19 protein-coding genes, 1 pseudogene and 1 riboswitch are annotated in these 22,925 nt (G+C 45.6%); of the genes and pseudogenes, 17 read left to right on the top strand and 3 right to left on the bottom strand.

Features of this window, described 5'->3' with window-relative positions; translation table 11 throughout:
* Positions 1 to 108 precede the first annotated feature (108 nt).
* Entirely contained in the window at positions 109 to 855 is a 747-nt protein-coding gene (locus MY9_RS14195; protein WP_014664902.1) for a TrmH family RNA methyltransferase, read from the top strand.
* 66 nt (positions 856 to 921) lie between these two features.
* On the opposite strand, the pseudogene MY9_RS21275 reads toward MY9_RS14195, so the two are convergent.
* Positions 922 to 1,129, bottom strand: a pseudogene (locus MY9_RS21275) (hypothetical protein).
* A gap of 81 nt (positions 1,130 to 1,210) precedes the next feature.
* Here MY9_RS21275 and pheS point away from each other — a divergent pair.
* Both pheS and pheT read left to right on the top strand, forming a co-directional pair.
* Entirely contained in the window at positions 1,211 to 2,245 is a 1,035-nt protein-coding gene (gene pheS, locus MY9_RS14190; RefSeq protein WP_004398818.1) for a phenylalanine--tRNA ligase subunit alpha, read from the top strand.
* Positions 2,246 to 2,260: 15 nt separating this feature from the next.
* Entirely contained in the window at positions 2,261 to 4,675 is a 2,415-nt protein-coding gene (gene pheT, locus MY9_RS14185; RefSeq protein WP_014664901.1) for a phenylalanine--tRNA ligase subunit beta, read from the top strand.
* A 36-nt stretch (positions 4,676 to 4,711) separates the two neighbouring features.
* Here the strand turns inward: pheT and rnhC are convergent, their stop codons facing one another.
* Entirely contained in the window at positions 4,712 to 5,653 is a 942-nt protein-coding gene (rnhC, locus tag MY9_RS14180; RefSeq protein WP_014664900.1) for a ribonuclease HIII, read from the bottom strand.
* A gap of 133 nt (positions 5,654 to 5,786) precedes the next feature.
* On the opposite strand from rnhC, the gene zapA reads away from it, so the two are divergent.
* The 14 genes from zapA to MY9_RS14110 all read left to right on the top strand — a co-directional run bounded on the left by zapA (position 5,787) and on the right by MY9_RS14110 (position 22,157).
* Positions 5,787 to 6,044, top strand: a complete 258-nt coding sequence (zapA, locus tag MY9_RS14175; RefSeq protein ID WP_003229534.1) for a cell division protein ZapA — start codon at positions 5,787 to 5,789, stop codon at positions 6,042 to 6,044.
* Positions 6,045 to 6,050: 6 nt separating this feature from the next.
* Positions 6,051 to 6,584, top strand: coding sequence for a CvpA family protein (locus MY9_RS14170; RefSeq protein WP_014664899.1), 534 nt, complete (start codon positions 6,051 to 6,053; stop codon positions 6,582 to 6,584).
* 72 nt (positions 6,585 to 6,656) lie between these two features.
* Complete coding sequence (gene polX / locus MY9_RS14165) at positions 6,657 to 8,369, top strand: DNA polymerase/3'-5' exonuclease PolX (RefSeq protein ID WP_014664898.1); 1,713 nt, start codon at positions 6,657 to 6,659, stop codon at positions 8,367 to 8,369.
* A gap of 20 nt (positions 8,370 to 8,389) precedes the next feature.
* On the top strand, positions 8,390 to 10,747 hold the full coding sequence (locus MY9_RS14160; RefSeq protein WP_014664897.1) for an endonuclease MutS2: 2,358 nt from the start codon (positions 8,390 to 8,392) through the stop codon (positions 10,745 to 10,747).
* Positions 10,748 to 10,761: 14 nt separating this feature from the next.
* Entirely contained in the window at positions 10,762 to 11,166 is a 405-nt protein-coding gene (locus tag MY9_RS14155) for a DUF350 domain-containing protein (RefSeq protein ID WP_003222485.1), read from the top strand.
* A gap of 189 nt (positions 11,167 to 11,355) precedes the next feature.
* On the top strand, positions 11,356 to 13,038 hold the full coding sequence (lcfA, locus tag MY9_RS14150; RefSeq protein WP_014664896.1) for a long-chain-fatty-acid--CoA ligase LcfA: 1,683 nt from the start codon (positions 11,356 to 11,358) through the stop codon (positions 13,036 to 13,038).
* A 99-nt stretch (positions 13,039 to 13,137) separates the two neighbouring features.
* Complete coding sequence (gene fadR, locus MY9_RS14145) at positions 13,138 to 13,722, top strand: fatty acid metabolism transcriptional regulator FadR (protein ID WP_040082234.1); 585 nt, start codon at positions 13,138 to 13,140, stop codon at positions 13,720 to 13,722.
* 14 nt (positions 13,723 to 13,736) lie between these two features.
* Positions 13,737 to 14,513, top strand: coding sequence for an enoyl-CoA hydratase (locus MY9_RS14140; RefSeq protein ID WP_014664894.1), 777 nt, complete (start codon positions 13,737 to 13,739; stop codon positions 14,511 to 14,513).
* 14 nt (positions 14,514 to 14,527) lie between these two features.
* Positions 14,528 to 15,301, top strand: coding sequence for an electron transfer flavoprotein subunit beta (gene etfB, locus MY9_RS14135; RefSeq protein ID WP_014664893.1), 774 nt, complete (start codon positions 14,528 to 14,530; stop codon positions 15,299 to 15,301).
* A gap of 35 nt (positions 15,302 to 15,336) precedes the next feature.
* Positions 15,337 to 16,314, top strand: coding sequence for an electron transfer flavoprotein subunit alpha (etfA, locus tag MY9_RS14130; RefSeq protein WP_014664892.1), 978 nt, complete (start codon positions 15,337 to 15,339; stop codon positions 16,312 to 16,314).
* Between the two features lie 214 nt (positions 16,315 to 16,528).
* Positions 16,529 to 18,016 carry an alpha-L-arabinofuranosidase AbfB gene (gene abfB, locus MY9_RS14125; RefSeq protein ID WP_041521526.1) on the top strand — a complete coding sequence of 496 codons (1,488 nt, stop codon included), beginning with the start codon at positions 16,529 to 16,531 and terminating at the stop codon, positions 18,014 to 18,016.
* A 322-nt stretch (positions 18,017 to 18,338) separates the two neighbouring features.
* Positions 18,339 to 18,653, top strand: a complete 315-nt coding sequence (gene trxA / locus MY9_RS14120) for a thioredoxin (RefSeq protein WP_014664890.1) — start codon at positions 18,339 to 18,341, stop codon at positions 18,651 to 18,653.
* Between the two features lie 135 nt (positions 18,654 to 18,788).
* Positions 18,789 to 20,561: an excinuclease ABC subunit UvrC gene (gene uvrC / locus MY9_RS14115; protein ID WP_014664889.1), complete on the top strand. Its 1,773-nt coding sequence runs from the start codon at positions 18,789 to 18,791 to the stop codon at positions 20,559 to 20,561.
* Between the two features lie 64 nt (positions 20,562 to 20,625).
* Positions 20,626 to 20,805, top strand: a riboswitch (Lysine riboswitch).
* Between the two features lie 125 nt (positions 20,806 to 20,930).
* A complete protein-coding gene (locus MY9_RS14110; RefSeq protein WP_014664888.1) occupies positions 20,931 to 22,157 on the top strand; it encodes an aspartate kinase in 1,227 nt (408 codons plus the stop codon).
* Between the two features lie 43 nt (positions 22,158 to 22,200).
* On the opposite strand, the gene MY9_RS14105 is transcribed toward MY9_RS14110, so the two are convergent.
* Positions 22,201 to 22,647: a YslB family protein gene (locus MY9_RS14105; protein ID WP_003222508.1), complete on the bottom strand. Its 447-nt coding sequence runs from the start codon at positions 22,645 to 22,647 to the stop codon at positions 22,201 to 22,203.
* Positions 22,648 to 22,925: the final 278 nt, after the last annotated feature.

Here is a 22,925-nt window from a genome sequence, read left to right as displayed (position 1 = left end):
CCTTTTCCTAAAATGTAATACGTATATTCTAACCCTGCACCTGGTTTATTATGTGCTGTTCTTGCGATATAATAACATCATGTTAAAAAAAGGAGCGCCACACAGACAGTGAAACATATAGAATCAGCAAAAAACCAAAAAGTGAAGGATTGGAAAAAGCTTCACACAAAAAAAGAACGAACAAAAACAAATACATTTCTGATAGAGGGAGAACACCTCGTTGAAGAGGCGCTGAAAAGCCCGGGTACGGTGAAAGAAATTCTTGTAAAGGATGAAACAAAGATTCCTTCAGATCTTGAGGCGGGTATCCAGTGCTATGTGCTGAGCGAAGATGCGTTTTCAGCTGTGACTGAAACCGAAACGCCGCAGCAGATTGCCGCCGTATGCCATATGCCTGAAGAACAGCTGGCAACGGCACGTAAGATGCTGCTGATTGATGCCGTTCAAGATCCGGGAAACCTAGGCACAATGATTCGAACGGCTGATGCGGCCGGTTTGGATGCAGTTGTACTCGGTGACGGCACGGCCGACGCCTTTAACGGAAAAACACTGCGGTCTGCGCAAGGATCTCACTTTCATATTCCTGTTGTGAGAAAAAACCTGCAGTCATATGTGGACGAATTGAAGGCAGAGGGCGTAAAAGTGTACGGCACGGCGCTGCAAAACGGAGCGCCTTACCGGGAGATCCCTCAGTCTGAATCCTTTGCGCTCATTGTAGGAAATGAAGGCGCAGGGGTGGATGCTGCATTGCTGGAAAAAACGGATTTGAACCTGTACGTGCCGCTTTACGGACAGGCTGAATCACTAAACGTTGCAGTTGCGGCTGCCATCCTCGTGTATCACTTGCGAGGATAGTGTTGCGTCAAGCGTTGGATTTCTCTATAATAGAACATAATATTTCAAAAACCGTGACAGAGGACCTCAATTTCTGATCAACTGCTTTCCAGGGAGAAAATGCCGCTGACTGAGAGCATTTTTAACGCAGCCGGAAGTTGGCTTCACCTCTTGAGTTGTCGCCGGGACCGCGCCACACAGCGCGTAAAGGTGAACCGGAATCTGATTCCGTTATGTCAATGAAGCTGACGACAGCATCAGTCTGTCTGAAATAAGGGTGGTACCGCGGCCACAACTCGTCCCTTGTATAAGGGGCGGGTTTTTTTTGTTTTCCAAAGACATATGACGGTTTGTTTACATAAAAGGAGGATGCAAAATGGAAGAAAAGCTAAAACAGCTGGAACAAGAAGCTTTAGAACAAGTAGAAGCGGCAAGCTCATTAAAGGTTGTCAATGATATTCGGGTGCAATATCTCGGAAAAAAAGGGCCGATTACAGAAGTGCTGCGCGGCATGGGCAAACTTTCTGCTGAGGAACGTCCGAAAATGGGCGCGCTCGCGAACGAAGTAAGAGAGCGTATCGCCAATGCGATTGCTGACAAAAACGAGAAGCTTGAAGAAGAGGAAATGAAGCAGAAGCTTGCGGGACAGACAATTGACGTCACGCTGCCTGGGAATCCTGTTGCAGTCGGCGGCCGCCATCCGCTCACTGTTGTCATTGAAGAAATTGAAGATTTATTTATCGGGATGGGCTACACAGTCGAGGAAGGGCCAGAGGTTGAAACGGATTACTACAATTTCGAATCGCTCAACCTGCCAAAAGAACACCCTGCGCGCGATATGCAGGACAGCTTTTACATCACAGAGGAAACTTTGATGAGAACGCAAACTTCTCCTGTCCAAACACGGACGATGGAAAAGCATGAAGGCAAAGGGCCTGTTAAAATCATTTGCCCGGGTAAAGTTTATCGCCGTGATAACGATGACGCGACGCACTCTCATCAATTTATGCAAATTGAAGGGCTTGTCGTTGACAAAAACATCAGCATGAGTGATTTAAAAGGAACGCTTGAACTCGTTGCGAAAAAAATGTTCGGGCAAGACCGCGAAATCAGACTCCGCCCAAGCTTCTTCCCGTTTACTGAGCCTTCAGTAGAAGTGGATGTGACATGCTTTAAATGCGGTGGAAACGGCTGCTCAGTATGTAAAGGAACAGGCTGGATCGAAATCCTCGGCGCCGGCATGGTTCACCCGAATGTGCTTAAAATGGCTGGCTTTGACCCGAAGGAATATCAGGGCTTCGCATTCGGAATGGGTGTTGAGCGCATCGCGATGCTGAAATACGGCATTGATGATATCCGCCATTTCTATACAAACGATGTCAGATTTATTTCGCAGTTTAAACAGGCGTAAGAGGAGGATGCAAGGATGTTTGTTTCTTATAAATGGTTAGAGGATTATGTTGATTTAAAAGGCATGGACCCGGCTGTTCTTGCTGAAAAAATTACAAGAGCCGGTATTGAGGTTGAAGGAATTGAATACAAAGGAGAAGGCATCAAAGGCGTTGTCATCGGCCATGTGCTGGAGCGCGAGCAGCACCCGAATGCTGATAAGCTGAATAAGTGCCTTGTGGATATCGGAGCGGAAGCCCCTGTACAAATCATTTGCGGCGCGCCGAATGTGGATAAGGGACAAAAAGTCGCAGTTGCAACAGTCGGAGCGGTGCTGCCGGGCAATTTCAAAATCAAAAAAGCCAAGCTTCGCGGTGAAGAATCAAACGGCATGATCTGTTCTTTACAGGAGCTTGGGATTGAAAGCAAACTTGTGGCGAAGGAGTATGCGGAAGGCATTTTCGTATTCCCGAATGACGCTGAAACAGGAAGCGATGCTTTAGCGGCTTTACAGCTTGACGACGCGATTCTTGAGCTTGGCTTAACACCAAACCGCGCGGATGCCATGAACATGCTTGGTGTTGCTTACGAGGTTGCGGCGATTTTAGACACTGAGGTAAAGCTTCCGCAAAGTGATTACCCGGCTGTTTCAGAACAAGCGTCTGATTACATTGCTGTCAAAATCGAAGATCAAGAAGCGAACCCGCTGTATGCTGCAAAAATCATTAAAAATGTCACGATTGCTCCGTCACCGCTTTGGATGCAAACAAAGCTGATGAATGCAGGCATTCGTCCGCACAACAACGTTGTTGACATCACAAACTTTGTCCTGTTGGAATACGGACAGCCGCTTCACGCGTTTGATTATGACAGATTTGGCTCTAAGGAAGTCGTAGTAAGAAAAGCAGCTGAGAATGAAATGATCGTCACTCTTGATGATCAAGAACGTAAGCTGTCTGCCGATCACCTTGTCATTACAAACGGAACGAAAGCGCAGGCCGTTGCCGGTGTCATGGGAGGAGCAGAGTCAGAGGTTCAGGAAGAGACGAAAACGATTTTGCTTGAGGCTGCTTATTTCAACGGGCAGACGGTTCGCAAGGCTTCCAAGGACCTTGGTTTGAGAAGTGAATCAAGCGTAAGGTTTGAAAAAGGAATTGATCCTGCGCGCGTACGCCTTGCAGCAGAACGGGCTGCACAGCTGATCCATCTGTATGCCGGCGGTGAGGTGCTTGCTGGAACGGTTGAGGAAGATCACCTGACAATCGAAGCAAATAACATTCATGTATCTGCTGACAAAGTGAGCAGCGTTCTAGGCATGACGATCAGCAAAGAAGAACTGATCAGCATTTATAAACGTCTCGGTTTTACGGTTGGTGAAGCGGATGATCTTCTCGTTGTGACCATCCCATCACGCCGCGGCGACATTACAATAGAAGAGGATTTAATCGAAGAAGCGGCAAGGCTGTACGGCTACGATAACATTCCGTCTACGCTTCCTGAGACAGCGGGAACAACAGGCGGATTAACGCCATATCAGGCAAAACGCCGTAAAGTCAGACGTTTCCTTGAAGGCGCAGGCTTATCCCAAGCCATCACTTACTCATTGACAAATGAGAAGAAAGCGGCAGCGTTTGCGATTGAAAAATCACTGAACACTGTGCTTGCGCTTCCTATGAGTGAAGAAAGAAGCATTCTCAGACACAGTCTTGTTCCGAATCTGCTTGATTCTGTTTCTTACAACCTCGCGAGACAGACTGACTCAGTTGCACTGTACGAAGTCGGCTCCGTTTTCCTGACGAAGGAAGAGGACACAAAACCTGTTGAAACAGAACGTGTGGCAGGAGCTGTTACCGGATTATGGCGCAAGCAGCTATGGCAGGGTGAGAAGAAACCAGTTGATTTCTTTGTTGTCAAAGGTATTGTCGAAGGGCTGTTAGACAAACTCAACGTCCTAGACAGCATTGAATTTGTACAGTCTGAACGCAAACAGCTGCACCCGGGCAGAACAGCGAACATTTTACTGAATGGCTCTCTGATCGGCTTCATCGGCCAAGTCCACCCTTCATTGGAAAAAGAACTGGATATAAAGGAAACATACGTATTTGAGATTGATCTTCATGCGTTACTTGCAGCAGAAACAGCACCGCTTGTTTACACGGCGATTCCGAAATATCCGTCTGTGACACGTGATATCGCTCTTGTAACAGATAAAACCGTCACAAGCGGCCAGCTCGAGAGCGTCATTAAAGAGGCCGGCGGCAAGCTTCTGAAAGAGGTAACCGTATTTGACGTATACGAAGGAGAGCATATGGAGGAAGGCAAGAAGTCAGTCGCTTTCTCACTCCAGTATGTTAACCCTGAACAAACACTGACTGAAGAAGAAGTGACAAAAGCGCACAGTAAAGTGCTGAAGGCGTTAGAAGACACATATCAAGCTGTTTTAAGAGGCTGATAAAAAAAGCTTGCAGAGAAATCTGCAAGCTTTTTTCTATGAACGTTTTTTATCAGCAAGGCGCTGCGCTTTTTGCGTATTGGCGAAATGGAGTTTTGTAAAGGCTCTGAGTGCGGATGCCCCTTTTTTGAGGATCAGCTTGGCTGCCGCTTCATCGACGTGCGGACCGGCTCCTTTCGGCAGCGTCATTCCTGCCTCGCGTGATAGTTTATCCATTTCCATTAAAAATGAATATCTTGCAATGATTGAAGCAGCGGCGACAGCCAGGTGAATACCTTCAGCTTTTGTGCTAAAATAGGTCCGCTCCTTCACAATGTCTCTACCCTTTAAATGATTGAAGTAGACGCCTGGCTCAGCGAATTGGTCAATCAAAATGGCCTCAGGCTTTATTCCATCCATTTTCCTTAATAAATGGGTGATCGCCTGATTGTGCAGCAATGCTTTCATTTTCCCTTGGCTCATGCCTTTTTCCTGCATGCTGTTATACTTTTCATTCTTTAACACCAGCAGGCTGTACGGAATGGTTTTAATCAGGTTTCGGGCAATCTCGATGATCTGTGGATCCTTTAGATCCTTAGAATCTTTCACACCGAGTTCCTTCATTAAAGGGAGCATGGTTTTGTCGACGTACGCGCATACAACTGTCATTGGACCAAAGTAATCTCCGGTTCCGACTTCGTCAGAGCCGATAACAGACATGCCGGCGATATCTGCCGGAGGGGCATAGCGTGGATCAGCCGGCTTTTTGGCCGGTTTCTTCTTTTCCTGAGGCTCAGCTGTTCCCCAGCGCGCGGATTCTGCCGCTGCGTTTTTGCCTTGAAACAGGACCTTGCCTGATTGATATGCTGTAATGGTACAGCCGGGCGGTTTCGCCTGAAAAACGGCTCCCTGCGGAACAGAGGCGGTAAGCGAACCGCTGTACGTCATTTTCATTTGGTCAATAGCAGACAACGATACTTTTATCACTGAATGGGACACGTAATAATCTCCTTTTTTTACACTTTTCACTGTATATACCAGTGTATCATAACAGCGGGAGGCTCGTCTTTCCATTCATTTAATAAACGTGTTATGATAAGAACTAGGATTCTCGCGGAATGGAGGAGAAACGTTGTCTGACGGCAAAAAAACAAAAACAACCGTTGACATTTACGGCCAGCACTTCACGATTGTCGGTGAAGAAAGCAGAGCCCATATGAGGTATGTCGCCGGAATTGTTGATGATAAAATGAGAGAAATCAATGAAAAAAATCCATACCTTGATATAAATAAACTTGCAGTGCTGACAGCGGTAAATGTGGTGCACGATTATGTTAAGTTACAAGAGAAATGTGAAAAACTGGAGCGTCAGCTTAAAGAAAAGGATTGAACAACTATGCTGGATATCATCATCTTAATCTTGCTCCTGATGGGGACTTTACTGGGGTTAAAACGCGGTTTTATCCTGCAGTTTATCCGCTTGACGAGCTTTATTTTATCGATCGCCTTTGCGGCTTTATTCTATAAAAATGTGGCGCCGCATTTAAAGTGGATTCCCGCACCCGACTTTTCAGCGGGACAGCCGGCTCTTTCTTTTTTTACGGGAAATTTAGAAGCGGCCTATTATAATGCGATTGCGTTTATCGTTTTATTTATCATCGCTAAAATCTTACTGAGAATCATCGGCTCGTTCTTGAGTATTGTCGCCGGCATTCCGGTGATCAAACAAATCAACCAGTTGCTGGGCGCCGTTCTCGGTTTTCTAGAAGTCTATTTATTTACATTTGTGCTGTTGTATGTCGCATCCGTTCTGCCGGTAGATGCGTTGCAGCAAATGATGGGGCAATCGTCTCTCGCAAATGTGATCATTAACCATACACCGTACTTGTCAGGGCTTTTAGAAGAGCTGTGGACACAGTACGGGGCATAAAAAACTTCTCTTGTCCGGAGAAGTTTTTTTCGAGTATGATGGAAACATATGTGAACGTCTGGGGGTTATTGTATGCATAAAAAAGATATTATCCGGCTGCTTGAAACCATTGCAGTCTATATGGAACTAAAGGGGGACAACCCGTTTAAAGTGTCCGCATTCCGAAAAGCAGCGGCAGCCCTGGAACAGGACGACCGAAGCTTATCTGAAATGGACGATATGATGTCGCTGTCCGGCATTGGAAAAGGAACGTACAGCGTCATTAAGGAGTATATAGATGAAGGAAAATCAAGCACGCTCGAATCGTTGCAGAAAGAAGTGCCGGAAGGACTCGTGCCTTTATTGAAGCTGCCGGGGCTCGGCGGTAAAAAAATCGCAAAGCTGTATAAAGAGCTCGGCGTACATGATGCAGAATCTCTGAAGGAAGCCTGTGAACAGCAAAAAGTGCAAGGCCTTGCGGGTTTTGGCAAAAAATCAGAAGAAAAAATATTACAGGCGCTCGGAGAAGCCGGAAAGCAGCCTGAGCGGTTCCCGATCGGATATGCCCTCCGGATCGCGCGGGATATTGAGGAGCATCTTTCTCAATTTACGCATATCATCAAATTTTCTCGTGCCGGAAGTCTTCGCAGAGCGCGGGAAACGGTGAAGGATTTGGACTATATCATTGCTACAGATCAGCCGGCTGAAGTAAGGGAACAGCTTCTTGCACTGCCAAACATCAAAAGCGTGATCGCGAGCGGAGATACGAAGGTGTCCGTCATCCTTTCCTTTGAATATGAAACGAGCGTCGATTTCCGTCTTGTGACGGAAGAGCAGTTTCCGACAACACTCCATCATTTTACGGGATCAAAGGATCACAACATTAAGATGCGCCAAATCGCAAAAGAACGCGGCGAGCGGATAAGTGAATACGGCGTTGAGACAGTTGAAACCGGAGAGATCAAAACATTTCCGAGCGAACGTGAATTTTATGCGCACTTCGGCCTGCCGCTGATTCCGCCGGAGCTCCGTGAAAGCGGGCAGGAAGTGGAAACCTACAGCGATAGCATTGAGCTGATAGAGCCCGGGCAAATCAAGGGAGATCTCCACATGCACTCAACGTGGAGCGACGGTGCGTTTTCGATCAGAGAGATGGCTGAAGCATGCATCAAAAAAGGCTATCAATACATGGCGATCACCGATCACTCACAATATTTAAAGGTCGCCAACGGGCTTACTGCAGAAAGACTTAAACAGCAGGCAAAAGAAATTGACGCGCTGAATGCTGAGTTCGAAAACTTCCGTATCTTAAAAGGTGTCGAGATGGATATCCTGCCTGACGGTACGCTCGATTATGATGACGATGTGCTGGCGGAAATGGATATCGTTATTGCATCGATTCACTCAAGTTTTAATCAGCCGGAACACGTGATTATGAAGCGGCTTGAGACGGCACTGACAAACAAACATGTTGACATTATCGCACACCCGACCGGACGCCTGATCGGCAGACGGGCCGGTTATGAAATCGATATTGATAAGCTGATTGATCTTGCGAAAAAAACAAATACGGCGCTTGAACTCAACGCTAACCCTGCGCGCCTCGATCTGCGCACAGAGCATTTACTGAAAGCAAACGAACAAGGGGTTACATTGGTGATTAATACTGATGCCCATAATATTGAGATGTTAGACGATATGAAAACTGGCGTTACTGCCGCGCGCAAAGGATGGACGGAAACGAAAAACGTTCTGAATGCCCGGTCGCTTGAAGACGTAGAGGCATTCCTGAAGCGCAACGATTAAGTAAGGAGGCTCACACAATCGTGCAGCAAAAAGTATTATCAGCTCTTGAATTTCATAAAGTGAAAGAACAGGTTATTGAGCATGCCGCTTCATCGCTCGGAAAAGAAATGCTTCTTCAGCTTAAGCCTTCTGCTTCTATAGACGAAATCAAAAAACAGCTGGATGAAGTAGACGAAGCTTCTGCCATTATCCGGCTGAGAGGCCGAGCGCCGTTTGGCGGTCTTGTTGATATCAGAGGAGCATTAAGACGAGCGGAAATCGGCAGCGTTCTCAGTCCTTCAGAATTCACTGAAATCTCTGGCCTGCTTTATGCAGTTAAACAAATGAAACATTTTATCACCCAAATGGCTGAAGACGGTGTTGACATTCCGCTGATCCATCAGCACGCTGAACAGCTTATCACGCTGTCCGATTTAGAACGGGACATTAATTCCTGCATCGATGATCACGGAGAAGTGCTTGATCATGCATCGGAAAAATTGAGAGGAATCCGCACGCAGCTCAGAACACTCGAATCGAGAATCAGAGACCGGTTAGAGTCAATGCTGCGTTCCTCTTCTGCTTCAAAAATGCTGTCTGATACGATTGTTACGATTCGGAATGACCGCTTTGTAATCCCGGTCAAACAGGAGTACAGATCAAGCTACGGCGGAATTGTGCATGATACTTCGTCCTCCGGCGCAACACTATTCATTGAACCGCAGGCAATTGTAGATATGAACAATTCCCTTCAGCAGGCAAAAGTGAAAGAAAAGCAAGAAATCGAACGGATTTTGCGTGTGCTGACAGAGAAAACGGCAGAGCATACAGAAGAGCTATTTCTAGATTTGCAAGTGTTGCAGACGCTTGACTTTATTTTTGCAAAAGCAAGATATGCAAAAGCGGTCAAAGCGACAAAACCGATGATGAACGACACCGGCTTTATTCGTTTAAAAAAAGCCCGCCATCCATTGCTTCCGCCTGATCAGGTTGTTGCCAATGACATTGAGCTTGGCGGCGATTTTTCAACCATTGTCATTACAGGGCCAAACACCGGGGGGAAAACAGTCACCCTTAAAACGTTAGGCCTGTTAACCTTAATGGCACAATCAGGTCTTCATATCCCGGCAGATGAAGGGTCAGAAGCGGCGGTATTTGAGCACGTATTCGCTGATATCGGTGATGAACAGTCGATTGAGCAAAGCTTAAGTACGTTCTCATCCCATATGGTGAACATTGTCGGCATTTTAGAACAGGTCAATGAAAACAGCCTTGTGCTTTTCGATGAACTTGGTGCAGGGACAGATCCGCAGGAAGGGGCGGCCCTCGCCATGAGCATCCTGGATGACGTGCATCGCACCAATGCACGAGTGTTAGCTACGACGCATTATCCGGAATTGAAGGCGTACGGCTATAACAGAGAAGGCGTCATGAATGCGAGCGTTGAATTTGACATCGAAACGCTGTCACCGACCTATAAACTTTTAATTGGTGTGCCGGGACGAAGCAACGCTTTCGAAATTTCAAAACGCCTTGGACTTCCAGACCATATCATCGGGCAGGCGAAGTCAGAAATGACGGCCGAGCATAACGAAGTTGATACAATGATTGCGTCGCTGGAACAAAGCAAAAAACGTGCGGAAGAAGAGCTTTCCGAGACAGAATCAATCAGAAAAGAAGCGGAAAAACTGCACAAAGAGCTGCAGCAGCAAATCATCGAGCTTAACAGCAAAAAAGACAAAATGCTCGAGGAGGCTGAACAGCAAGCGGCTGATAAAGTAAAAGCGGCAATGAAAGAAGCCGAAGATATTATTCATGAATTGCGCTCCATAAAAGAAGAACACAAATCCTTCAAGGATCATGAGCTGATCAACGCGAAGAAACGGTTAGAAGGCGCAGTTCCTACCTTTGAAAAGTCCAAAAAACCGGAAAAAACGAAAACGCAAAAACGTGACTTCAAGCCAGGTGATGAGGTGAAAGTTCTCACCTTCGGGCAAAAAGGGACATTGCTTGAAAAAACCGGCGGCAATGAATGGAATGTACAAATCGGCATATTAAAAATGAAAGTAAAGGAAAAAGATCTGGAGTTTATCAAATCAGCTCCGGAGCCAAAAAAAGAAAAAATCATTACGGCGGTCAAGGGAAAGGATTATCATGTATCGCTTGAGCTTGATCTTCGAGGCGAACGCTATGAAAATGCCCTCAGCCGTGTTGAAAAATATTTGGACGATGCAGTGTTAGCCGGATATCCTAGAGTGTCAATCATCCACGGAAAAGGAACCGGCGCTTTAAGAAAAGGCGTGCAGGATCTTCTGAAGAACCACCGCAGCGTCAAAAGCTCCCGTTTCGGTGAAGCAGGTGAGGGAGGATCAGGCGTTACGGTTGTTGAACTAAAATAAAAGGGAGTATGGCCATGAGTGATTTTTGGGAAAACGAGCTTGTGGAAATCGCGGCGTATTACAGTGTCGCGGTTCTCTGCCTCGTCCTCTTTTTGACTGTGTTTGAGCTGGTGACGGCTTATAAAAACTGGGAAGAGATTCAAAAAGGAAATCTTGCGGTGGCAATGGCAACCGGCGGAAAAATTTTAGGAATCGCAAACGTATTCCAGCATTCCATCTCCCAGCACAATTCGCTGCTGCAAATGATAGGCTGGGGCGTTTACGGATTTGTTATGCTTCTTTTAAGCTATTTTATTTTTGAGTTTTTGACTCCGCGGTTTAAAATTGATAAGGAAATCGAAAATGATAACCGGGCTGTCGGCTTTATTTCATTTGTCATTTCTGTCGGGCTTTCATTTGTGGTGGCAGCCGGAATATAAGGGGACGGAGAATAGATGGAAAAGCTTGCAAAAGTACTGCTCGCCGCGGCGGGAATCTTTTTGTTAATTGGCCTTATATATCTGTTCGTATGACGAGAAAAAGAAAGATTTACCTTTCTTTTTCTTTTTTTTGCCGTCCATCTGCTATAATGATAGGGTGGAACTCTAAAATCGAAAGGGGGAGGTTTTATGCAGTCTAAAAAGCCGTGGCTTGCCGAGTATCCCGACGATATCCCGCATGAGCTTCCGTTGCCGAATAAAACCCTGCAATCCATCCTGACAGACTCCGCCGCACGATTCCCTGACAAAACCGCAATATCTTTTTATGGAAAAAAACTCACCTTTCATGACATTCTGACGGATGCTCTTAAACTCGCAGCTTTTTTGCAGTACAATGGCCTGCAAAAAGGAGACAGAGTGGCTGTTATGCTGCCCAATTGCCCACAAACAGTGATTTCTTATTATGGTGTCTTGTTTGCTGGCGGCATCGTGGTGCAGACGAACCCGCTTTATACCGAGCATGAGCTTGAATATCAGCTCAGAGACGCTGCAGTAAGTGTGATCATCACCTTAGATTTGCTTTTCCCGAAGGCAATAAAAATGAAAACGTTATCAATAGTCGAACAGATTTTGATCACCAGCGTAAAAGACTATTTGCCTTTTCCGAAAAATATTCTTTATCCGCTCACACAAAAACAAAAAGTTCATATCGACTTTGACAAAACAGCTAACATTCACACGTTCGCTTCCAGTTTGAAGCAGGAAAAAACTGAACTCCTGACAATCCCGAAGATCGATCCTGAGCATGATATCGCTGTCCTCCAGTATACCGGGGGAACAACCGGAGATCCCAAAGGGGTCATGCTTACGCACCAAAATATTTTGGCCAATACTGAAATGTGCGCCGCTTGGATGTTCGATGTGAAGGAAGGCGCTGAAAAAGTGCTGGGCATTGTCCCGTTTTTTCATGTCTACGGACTGACGGCAGTCATGAACTATTCGATTAAACTAGGCTTCGAAATGATTCTTCTTCCTAAGTTTGATCCGCTTGAAACACTTAAAATCATCGACAAACACAGACCGACGCTCTTTCCAGGGGCACCGACAATTTACATTGGCCTTTTGCATCACCCCGAATTGCAGCATTATGATCTGTCATCCATTAAAAGCTGTCTTAGCGGATCAGCCGCGCTCCCTGTGGAGGTAAAGCAGAAATTTGAAAAGGTGACTGGCGGAAAACTTGTGGAAGGCTATGGTTTGTCAGAGGCATCCCCAGTGACGCACGCCAACTTTATCTGGGGGAAAAACAAGCCGGGCAGTATCGGCTGTCCTTGGCCGAGTACGGACGCCGCGATCTATTCTGAAGAGACGGGTGAGCTTGCCGCTCCGTATGAGCATGGAGAAATCATTGTAAAAGGTCCGCAGGTCATGAAAGGATATTGGAACAAACCAGAGGAAACCGCCGCTGTTCTGAGAGATGGCTGGCTGTTCACCGGGGACATGGGCTATATGGATGAAGAAGGTTTTTTCTATATTGCTGACAGGAAAAAGGATATCATCATTGCCGGAGGTTACAATATTTACCCGCGTGAAGTAGAAGAAGCGCTTTATGAACATGAAGCCGTCCAGGAAATTGTCGTCGCAGGTGTGCCCGACTCCTACAGGGGAGAAACAGTAAAAGCATTTGTCGTATTAAAGAAAGGCGCAAATGCCGATGCAGAAGAACTGGACGCCTTTGCGAGATCCCGACTGGCGCCATACAAGGTGCCCAAAGCCTATGAGTTCAGAAAAGAGCTGCCGAAAACGGCGGTCGGAAAAATTTTAAGAAGGCGTTTACTTGAAGAAGAAGCGGAAAATCATCATATCAAATAAAAAAGAACGCCTATGAATAAACTTGACAAACCCGAAAATCCTTCTTATCATGATTATGAATGAATAGTCATTCATTTCTATAGGAAGGAACGATGAACATTGAAGCAAAAACGGCCAAAGTATATGCAGATTATTGATGCAGCAGTAGAAGTCATTGCGGAAAACGGCTACCACCAGTCACAGGTATCCAAAATTGCCAAACAAGCCGGAGTAGCGGACGGCACCATCTATCTCTATTTTAAAAACAAAGAAGATATTTTAATTTCTCTTTTCAAAGAAAAAATGGGCCAATTTATTGAGCGGATGGAAGAGGACATTAAAGAAAAAACAACAGCGAAGGAGAAATTGGCGCTTGTGATTTCAAAGCATTTTTCCCTTTTAGCAGGTGACCATAATCTCGCGATTGTCACTCAGCTTGAACTACGCCAATCCAACTTGGAGCTGCGCCAGAAAATCAACGAAATATTAAAAGGCTACTTAAATATTTTAGATGGCATTTTGACGGAAGGCATACAATCAGGCGAAATAAAAGAAGGCCTCGATGTCCGCCTCGCCCGGCAGATGATTTTTGGAACGATTGACGAAACCGTGACAACTTGGGTGATGAATGACCAAAAGTACGATCTTGTTGCGCTTTCAAACAGCGTTTTAGAATTATTGGTATCCGGAATTCACAATAAGTAAAGGAGTTCTGTCCTATGAATGCAATTTCACTTACGGTGGATCAATTTGTGGCAATCTTGACGATTCACAATCCGCCGGCAAACGCGCTTTCCAGCCAGATATTAGAAGAGCTGTCTTCCTGTCTTGATCAATGTGAGACAGATGCAGGCGTACGAAGCATTATCATTCACGGCGAGGGAAGATTTTTCTCAGCCGGCGCTGATATTAAAGAATTCACATCGTTTAAAGGCAATGAGGATTCCTCATTGCTCGCTGAGCGCGGCCAGCAGTTAATGGAGAGAATCGAAAGCTTTCCAAAACCGATTATCGCAGCGATTCACGGCGCTGCTCTCGGAGGCGGGCTGGAGCTTGCAATGGCCTGTCACATCAGAATCGCGGCAGAAGATGCTAAGCTGGGGCTCCCAGAGCTTAACCTTGGTATCATCCCGGGTTTTGCAGGAACACAGCGTCTTCCGAAATATGTCGGTACAGCCAAGGCACTAGAGCTCATCGGCTCAGGAGAACCGATATCCGGAAAAGAAGCGCTTGATCTCGGACTTGTCTCAATTGGAGCAAAAGATGAGGCAGAAGTGCTTGAAAAAGCAAAAGCACTTGCCGCTAAGTTTGCAGAGAAAAGCCCGCAAACGCTTGCGTCTTTGCTTGAGCTTCTTTATTCCAACAAGGTGTATTCCTACGAAGGAAGCTTAAAGCTTGAAGCAAAACGATTTGGGGAAGCATTTGAGTCAGAGGACGCCAAGGAAGGCATCCAGGCATTTCTCGAAAAAAGAAAGCCTCAATTCAAAGGCGAATAAAAGGGGATATGATCATGAATCTATTTGTACTGATGAAACGGACGTTTGACACAGAGGAAAAAATCGTCATTGAAGCAGGAAAGATTCAGGATGACGGAGCGGAATGGATCATTAATCCATATGATGAGTACGCGATAGAAGAAGCCATCCAGCTGAAGGAAAAGCACGGCGGTTCGATCACCGCAGTCACGGTCGGCGGTGAAGAAGCGGAGAAAGAGTTGCGTACTGCGCTTGCCATGGGATGTGACCAAGCCGTTTTAATCAACATAGAAGATGATCTCGAAGAACCCGACCAATACTCCATTTCTCAAGTGTTATACCATTATATGAAGGATCAGGAGTTTGACTTGATTCTCGGCGGAAATGTTGCCATTGACGGAGGCTCAGGACAAGTGGCGCCTAGGCTTGCCGAGCTCCTGGACATTCCGTGTATCACTACGATCACCAAACTCGACATCAACGGAACTGATGCAGAAGCAGAAAGGGATGTCGAAGGGGATGTTGAAAAAATCAAAACGACGCTTCCATTGCTTGTCACAGCTCAGCAGGGCTTAAACGAGCCGCGCTATCCATCACTTCCGGGAATTATGAAGGCTAAGAAAAAGCCGCTTGAAGAGCTTGAGCTTGATGATCTTGACCTGGACGAGGAGGACGCCGAACCAAAGCTGAAAACCATTGAACGTTTTCTGCCGCCGAAAAAAGAAGCCGGGAAGCTTCTGCAGGGAGAGCCTGCCGAACAGGCAAAAGAGCTTGTCTCATTGCTCCGCAGCGAAGCTAAAGTCATTTAAAGCTTGGACATTCAAAGAAACAGGGGGATGTTAGAATGGGAAAAAAAGTGATCGTACTCGGAGAAATACGCGACGGAGAATTACGAAATGTCACCTTTGAAGCAATAGCTGCAGGAAGGACCATTTCAGGCGATGGAGAAGTTATCGGTGTTCTGATCGGCGAAAATGTACAAAGCATTGCACAAGAACTTATTCATTACGGAGCAGATAAAGTTCTCACAGCCGAGGATCCGAAGCTGAAATCATACACGGCAGACGGATACAGCCAGGTCATGAGAGGTGTGATTGAGCAAGAAAAGCCTGATTCAGTCATATTCGGGCATACGGCAATGGGGAAGGACCTTTCGCCGAAGCTTGCTGCCCGGCTGCAAACAGGCTTAATTTCTGATGCTACAGATGTAAGCGTTACCGGAGGGAATGTTGTGTTCACACGCCCGATTTACTCGGGGAAAGCTTTTGAAAGGGTCATTTCCACCGATCCGATGATTGTTGCAACGATTCGCCCTAATAACATTCAAGCTTTAGAAAAAGACACCAGCAGGTCGGGAAGCATCGAAAGCGTTGATGTTTCTCTAACTGATCTCCGTACCGTGATCCAAGAGGTCGTGAAAAAAACAGCCGACGGTGTTGATCTTTCTGAAGCGAAAATTATCGTTGCGGGCGGCCGCGGAGTCAAAAGCAAGGAAGGATTTCAGCCGCTGGAGGAGCTTGCTGAGGTCCTGGGAGCCGCAGTCGGGGCTTCTCGCGGTGCATGTGACGCTGATTATTGCGATTACGCTCTCCAAATCGGGCAGACCGGGAAAGTCGTCACCCCGGATTTGTACATTGCATGCGGCATTTCCGGCGCCATTCAGCATTTGGCCGGCATGTCAAACAGCAAGGTGATCGTCGCCATCAATAAAGACCCTGAAGCCGACATCTTTAAAATAGCCGATTACGGCATTGTCGGAGATTTATTTGAAGTCGTCCCGTTATTAACTGAGGAATTCAAACAGTTGAATATACACTCATAAAGGAAAACCCGGACTTTTAAAGTCCGGGTTTTTAAATTTATAAATACATACGTACAAATATAAATAAGATAGAAAATATCGTTGACATGTACGAACATATATAATATGGTTACTTTAAAAGCGCTTACATTCATGCTGACTCCTCAGGCAAACGACAGATCACATATTTGACTGTGGTGCTTTTCATATTCGTATGAAAGGAATGATCAGAGGCATGTCTGAACATCAAGCTGTGATTCAAACAGATATCGTAAAAGGAACCATTAACAAAAATATATACGGTCATTTTGCTGAGCATTTAGGAAGAGGGATTTATGAGGGGATATGGGTCGGGACGGACTCAGACATTCCCAATATCAACGGAATACGAAAGGACGTGCTGGAAGCGCTCAAACAGCTGCATATTCCTGTCCTCAGGTGGCCGGGCGGGTGTTTTGCGGACGAATACCATTGGGCAAACGGTGTCGGTGACCGTAAAACAATGCTTAACACTCACTGGGGCGGTACAATTGAATCAAATGAATTCGGAACGCATGAATTTATGATGCTTTGCGGGCTGCTTGAATGCGAGCCATATATTTGCGGCAATGTCGGAAGCGGAACCGTTCAGGAAATGGCGGAATGGATTGAGTACATGACATTTGAAGAAGGCACGCCCATGTCAGACTGGAGAAAACAAAATGGAAGAGAAGAGCCTTGGAAGCTGAAATATTTTGGCGTAGGCAATGAAAACTGGGGCTGCGGCGGCAACATGCATCCCGAATACTACGCAGATCTGTACCGCTGTTTTCAGACTTATGTCCGCAATTACAGCGGGAATGAAATTTATAAAATTGCAGGCGGCGCAAATGTCGATGATTTTAACTGGACGGACGTGCTTATGAAAAAAGCCGCTGGCCTGATGGACGGGTTGAGTCTTCATTATTACACGATTCCGGGCGATTTCTGGAAGGGCAAAGGATCAGCCACAGAATTCACGGAGGATGAATGGTTCATTACAATGAAAAAAGCCAAATACATCGATGAATTGATTCAAAAACACGGCACGATTATGGACCGGTACGATCCGGAGCAGCGGGTCGGGCTGATTATTGATGAATGGGGCACGTGGTTTGATCCTGAGCCAGGCACGAATCCAGGTTTCCTTTATCAGCAAAACACCATACGTGATGCACTGGTGGCGGCTTCTCATTTTCACATTTTCCATCAGCATTGCCGCCGGGTGCAAATGACCAACATCGCTCAAACAGTAAACGTTCTTCAAGCGATGATTTTGACTGAGGGAGAGCGGATGCTTTTGACACCGACGTATCATGTGTTTGATATGTTTAAGGTGCACCAGGATGCTTCTCTTTTAGATACAGAGGTATTGTGTGCCGACTATGAATGGAAGGGTGAAACGCTCCCGCAAATCAGCATTTCAGCGTCAAAACAAGCTGGAGGCGATATCAATATCACGATTTGCAACATCGATCACCAAAACCAAGCAGAGGCTGAGATCGAGCTGAGAGGCTTACACAAGGCAGCGGACCATTCCGGAGTCATTCTTACGGCAGAAAAAATGAATGCACATAACACATTTGACGATCCTCATCACGTCAAACCGGAAGCGTTCAGACAATACACGCTCAGCAAAAACAAACTGAAAGTAAAACTCCCGCCAATGTCAGTCGTCTTGCTTACGCTGCATGCTGATTCATAATCGCGCGAGAGCGCCGGCGCTTTGTGCCGGCGTTTTTTCATGTTTTAAAACAGTATTAAAAGGGCATGGTAAAGTACATGACAGTGAAGAGGAGATGTTATCCCATGCTTCGTACTATTCTAATGATTATCGGGGCTATTGTAGTAATCGGTGCCATTATCAGATTCGTGTTTTAATAAAAGTGACACATCCCATTCAACCCGGATAAAAATGAGTAAACCGGTTATGATCAGGAAAAAATAATTTGTAAGCATTAAGATAGCGTGAACGAATGGGAGATGCTATACTAAAAATCATCATTTCACATTGGAGGAATTCAATAATGGCTATCGTAAAAGCAACTGATCAATCTTTCTCAGCTGAAACAAGCGAAGGCGTCGTACTGGCAGACTTCTGGGCTCCTTGGTGCGGACCTTGTAAAATGATTGCACCTGTTCTTGAAGAACTGGATCAAGAAATGGGAGATAAACTGAAAATCGTAAAAATCGATGTAGACGAAAACCAAGAAACAGCTGGAAAATACGGCGTTATGAGCATCCCGACACTTCTTATCTTAAAAGACGGAGAAGTAGTTGAAACTTCAGTCGGTTTCAAACCGAAAGAAGCGCTTCAAGAGCTTGTAAACAAACATCTTTAATTTTCGGCTGCTTACATGCCAGAGCGATTCCGATTGAGGGATCGCTTTTTTTATTCGCCAATTGTGAATCCTAGAGAAAAACAAACGTTCGTGTTAAACTGGAAACAAAGGATTAAGTATAAGGAAGGGTACCATATGAACAAACAACTGAAAGAAAAACTCGCCCTCCTTCCCGATCAACCGGGTTGTTATCTCATGAAGGACCGGCAGCAGACTGTGATCTATGTAGGAAAAGCAAAGGTGCTGAAAAACAGAGTGCGCTCCTACTTCACCGGTTCTCACGACGCGAAAACCCAAAGGCTTGTGACGGAAATCGAGGATTTTGAATATATCGTGACGTCCTCCAATCTTGAAGCGCTTATTTTAGAAATGAATCTGATCAAAAAGCATGATCCGAAATACAACGTCATGCTCAAAGACGACAAAACCTATCCTTTCATAAAACTCACCCATGAACGCCACCCAAGGCTGATTGTCACCCGCAATGTCAAAAAAGACAAAGGGCGATATTTTGGGCCGTACCCGAATGTACAGGCAGCAAGGGAAACAAAAAAATTGCTCGACCGTCTGTACCCTCTCAGAAAATGCTCCAAGCTGCCGGACAGAGTGTGCCTTTACTATCATCTGGGCCAATGTCTTGCTCCGTGCGTAAAGGACATTTCCGAAGAGACGAACAGAGAGCTGGTTGAAAGCATTACCCGTTTCTTAAGGGGCGGCTATAATGAGGTCAAAAAAGAGCTCGAAGATAAAATGCACGAAGCCGCTGAGAATCTTGAGTTTGAACGGGCAAAAGAGCTTCGTGACCAGATCGCCCATATTGAATCAACGATGGAAAAACAAAAAATGACGATGAACGATCTAGTCGACCGGGACGTGTTTGCGTACGCATATGACAAGGGCTGGATGTGCGTGCAGGTCTTTTTCATCCGCCAAGGGAAGCTCATTGAGCGCGATGTCAGCATGTTCCCGCTTTATCAGGAAGCGGATGAAGAGTTCCTTACATTCATCGGACAGTTCTATTCAAAAAACAACCACTTCCTTCCGAAGGAGATTTTAGTTCCGGACAGCGTAGATCAATCCATGATCGAGCAGCTGCTGGAAACAAACGTTCACCAGCCGAAGAAGGGCCAGAAAAAAGAACTGCTCATGCTGGCCCATAAAAATGCGAAAATTGCACTGAAAGAAAAATTCTCCTTAATCGAACGGGACGAGGAGCGTTCAATCGGGGCTGTGCAGAAACTCGGTGAGGCATTGAATATTTATACGCCGCACAGAATTGAAGCGTTTGATAACTCAAACATACAGGGGACAAACCCGGTTTCCGCGATGATCGTGTTTATCGACGGCAAACCGTACAAAAAGGAATACCGCAAATATAAAATCAAAACCGTTACAGGACCGGATGATTACGGTTCTATGAGAGAGGTCGTCAGAAGACGCTACACGAGAGTGCTTCGTGAAAATCTGCCGCTGCCTGATCTGATCATCATTGACGGAGGAAAAGGGCAGATCAACGCTGCAAGGGATGTCATTGAAAATGAACTCGGCTTGGATATCCCGATCGCCGGTTTAGCGAAAGACGAAAAGCACAGAACCTCAAACTTACTGATCGGGGAGCCGCTGGAGGTGGTGTATCTGGAGCGAAACAGCCAGGAATTTTACCTCCTGCAGCGCATTCAGGACGAGGTGCACCGTTTTGCAATCAGTTTTCACAGGCAAATCCGCGGGAAAAGCGCGTTTCAATCCGTATTGGATGATATCCCGGGTATCGGAGAGAAAAGAAAGAAAATGCTGTTAAAGCATTTCGGTTCCGTTAAAAAAATGAAGGAAGCAAGCCTTGAGGACATCAAAAAAGCGGGTGTTCCCGCTGCGGCGGCTCAGCTCCTTTACGATAAATTGCAAAAATAATGTTGTCCTTTTCAATAAGATCTGATAAAATGTGAACTAATTTCATAGTTAGATCGTGTTATATGGTGAAGATAGAGGTGCGAACTTCAAGAGTATGCCTTTGGAGAAAGATGGATTCTGTGAAAAAGGCTGAAAGGGGAGCGTCGCCGAAGCAAATAAAACCCCATCGGTATTATTTGCTGGCCGTGCATTGAATAAATGTAAGGCTGTCAAGAAATCATTTTCTTGGAGGGCTATCTCGTTGTTCATAATCATTCATGATGATTAATTGATAAGCAATGAGAGTATTCCTCTCATTGCTTTTTTTATTGTGGACAAAGCGCTCTTTCTCCTCACCCGCACGAACCAAAATGTAAAGGGTGGTAATACATGGGTCTTATTGTACAAAAATTCGGAGGTACTTCCGTCGGCTCAGTCGAAAAAATTCAAAATGCGGCAAACCGCGCGATTGCAGAAAAACAGAAAGGCCATCAAGTCGTTGTTGTCGTGTCAGCTATGGGAAAATCCACTGACGAACTGGTCAGCCTTGCAAAAGCCATTTCTGACCAGCCGAGCAAACGCGAAATGGACATGCTGCTGGCGACAGGCGAACAGGTCACGATTTCACTCCTCTCAATGGCATTGCAGGAAAAAGGCTATGACGCCGTGTCTTATACTGGCTGGCAGGCGGGAATCCGTACGGAGGCCGTTCACGGAAACGCCAGAATTACAGATATCGACACATCGGTTTTAGCAGACCGGCTTGAAGAAGGAAAAATCGTCATTGTTGCAGGATTTCAAGGCATGACAGAGGATTGTGAAATTACGACATTGGGCCGTGGCGGTTCAGATACAACAGCAGTAGCTTTGGCTGCCGCTTTAAAAGCTGATAAATGTGACATATATACAGACGTGCCCGGCGTGTTTACAACCGATCCGCGCTATGTGAAATCAGCGAGAAAACTTGCCGGCATCTCATACGATGAAATGCTTGAGCTTGCCAATTTAGGCGCCGGCGTTCTTCATCCGAGAGCTGTTGAGTTCGCGAAAAATTACCAAGTGCCGTTAGAAGTGCGTTCAAGTACAGAAACCGAAGCGGGTACATTAATTGAGGAGGAATCATCCATGGAACAGAACTTAATTGTCAGAGGCATTGCATTTGAAGATCAAATCACAAGGGTAACCATTTACGGGCTGACTAGCGGCCTGACAACTTTGTCTACTATTTTTACGACACTTGCCAAAAGAAACATAAACGTGGATATCATTATCCAAACGCAGGCCGAGGACAAGACTGGAATTTCCTTCTCTGTCAAAACAGAAGATGCAGACCAAACCGTTGCGGTGCTTGAAGAGTATAAAGACGCGCTGGAATTCGAGAAAATCGAGACAGAAAGTAAATTGGCCAAAGTATCCATTGTCGGATCAGGCATGGTCTCAAATCCCGGTGTAGCGGCTGAAATGTTTGCTGTACTGGCGCAAAAAAACATTTTAATTAAAATGGTCAGCACATCTGAAATCAAAGTGTCAACCGTCGTAAGCGAAAACGATATGGTGAAAGCAGTCGAATCGCTTCACGATGCATTTGAGCTTTCAAAACACCCTTCAGCTGTGTAATGACAATCAAAAAGGCGGGACTATGCAGTCACCGCCTTTTTGATTACACTGGGTCTTTCATATCCCATTTCACAGTCAGAACCACTTTATCGGCTCTCTTTTTCACTTGTTCATATGATTCGGCAATCTGATCATTCATCAATTGAATTTGTTCAGCGATAAAACCAGCTTCCAGCTGAAAGCAAGGTTCTTTCTGATGTTTAAGCCGGTTGGAAATGATCGGCCCTTCAAGTTCAAATTCAAGCTCCTGTTTTTTAGCGCTTACGTTGGTGAGGGTTCCCCAGCCCGCTTCTTCAAAGAAGGCCGGAAATTCCTCCCATGATTCAAGAGGAAACTTACGGGCGAGATGTTTTCCTGCCCAATACATCATGGAAGAGTAATCTTGGCCAAGCATATCTGGGAGAACGATCTCTCGTATTAGTTCGTAGGCATAGGCGTTCATTTCAATTTCTTTTAGGTTGTCAATAGATGCTTCAAATTTAGACTTCATATCTGTCTCCCCTCTCTCCTGCGTATATTATAGCTCAAACAGGGGGGAGGATTACAGAATGATCCTGTAATTCTTATGAAAAATTAAGTGAGAAATATATATTGATAAAATAAAATTTTTCAATCAACTAATCAATTCGGAAAATTATAATTTATGTACGCGTTTTCTTGACGCCCTTTTGAGGGAGGAGTAAAATGAAATTGTCAATAAATCTTAATAAAGTGCTTACAATTGAAAGAAGTGGAGGAAGAGATTTAGCACATTTCGCACTTATCAAA

Source organism: Bacillus sp. JS, assembly GCF_000259365.1.
In the GTDB taxonomy this organism is placed as follows: Bacteria; Bacillota; Bacilli; order Bacillales; family Bacillaceae; genus Bacillus; species Bacillus stercoris.
This window is presented reverse-complemented; position numbering and strand designations above follow the sequence as displayed.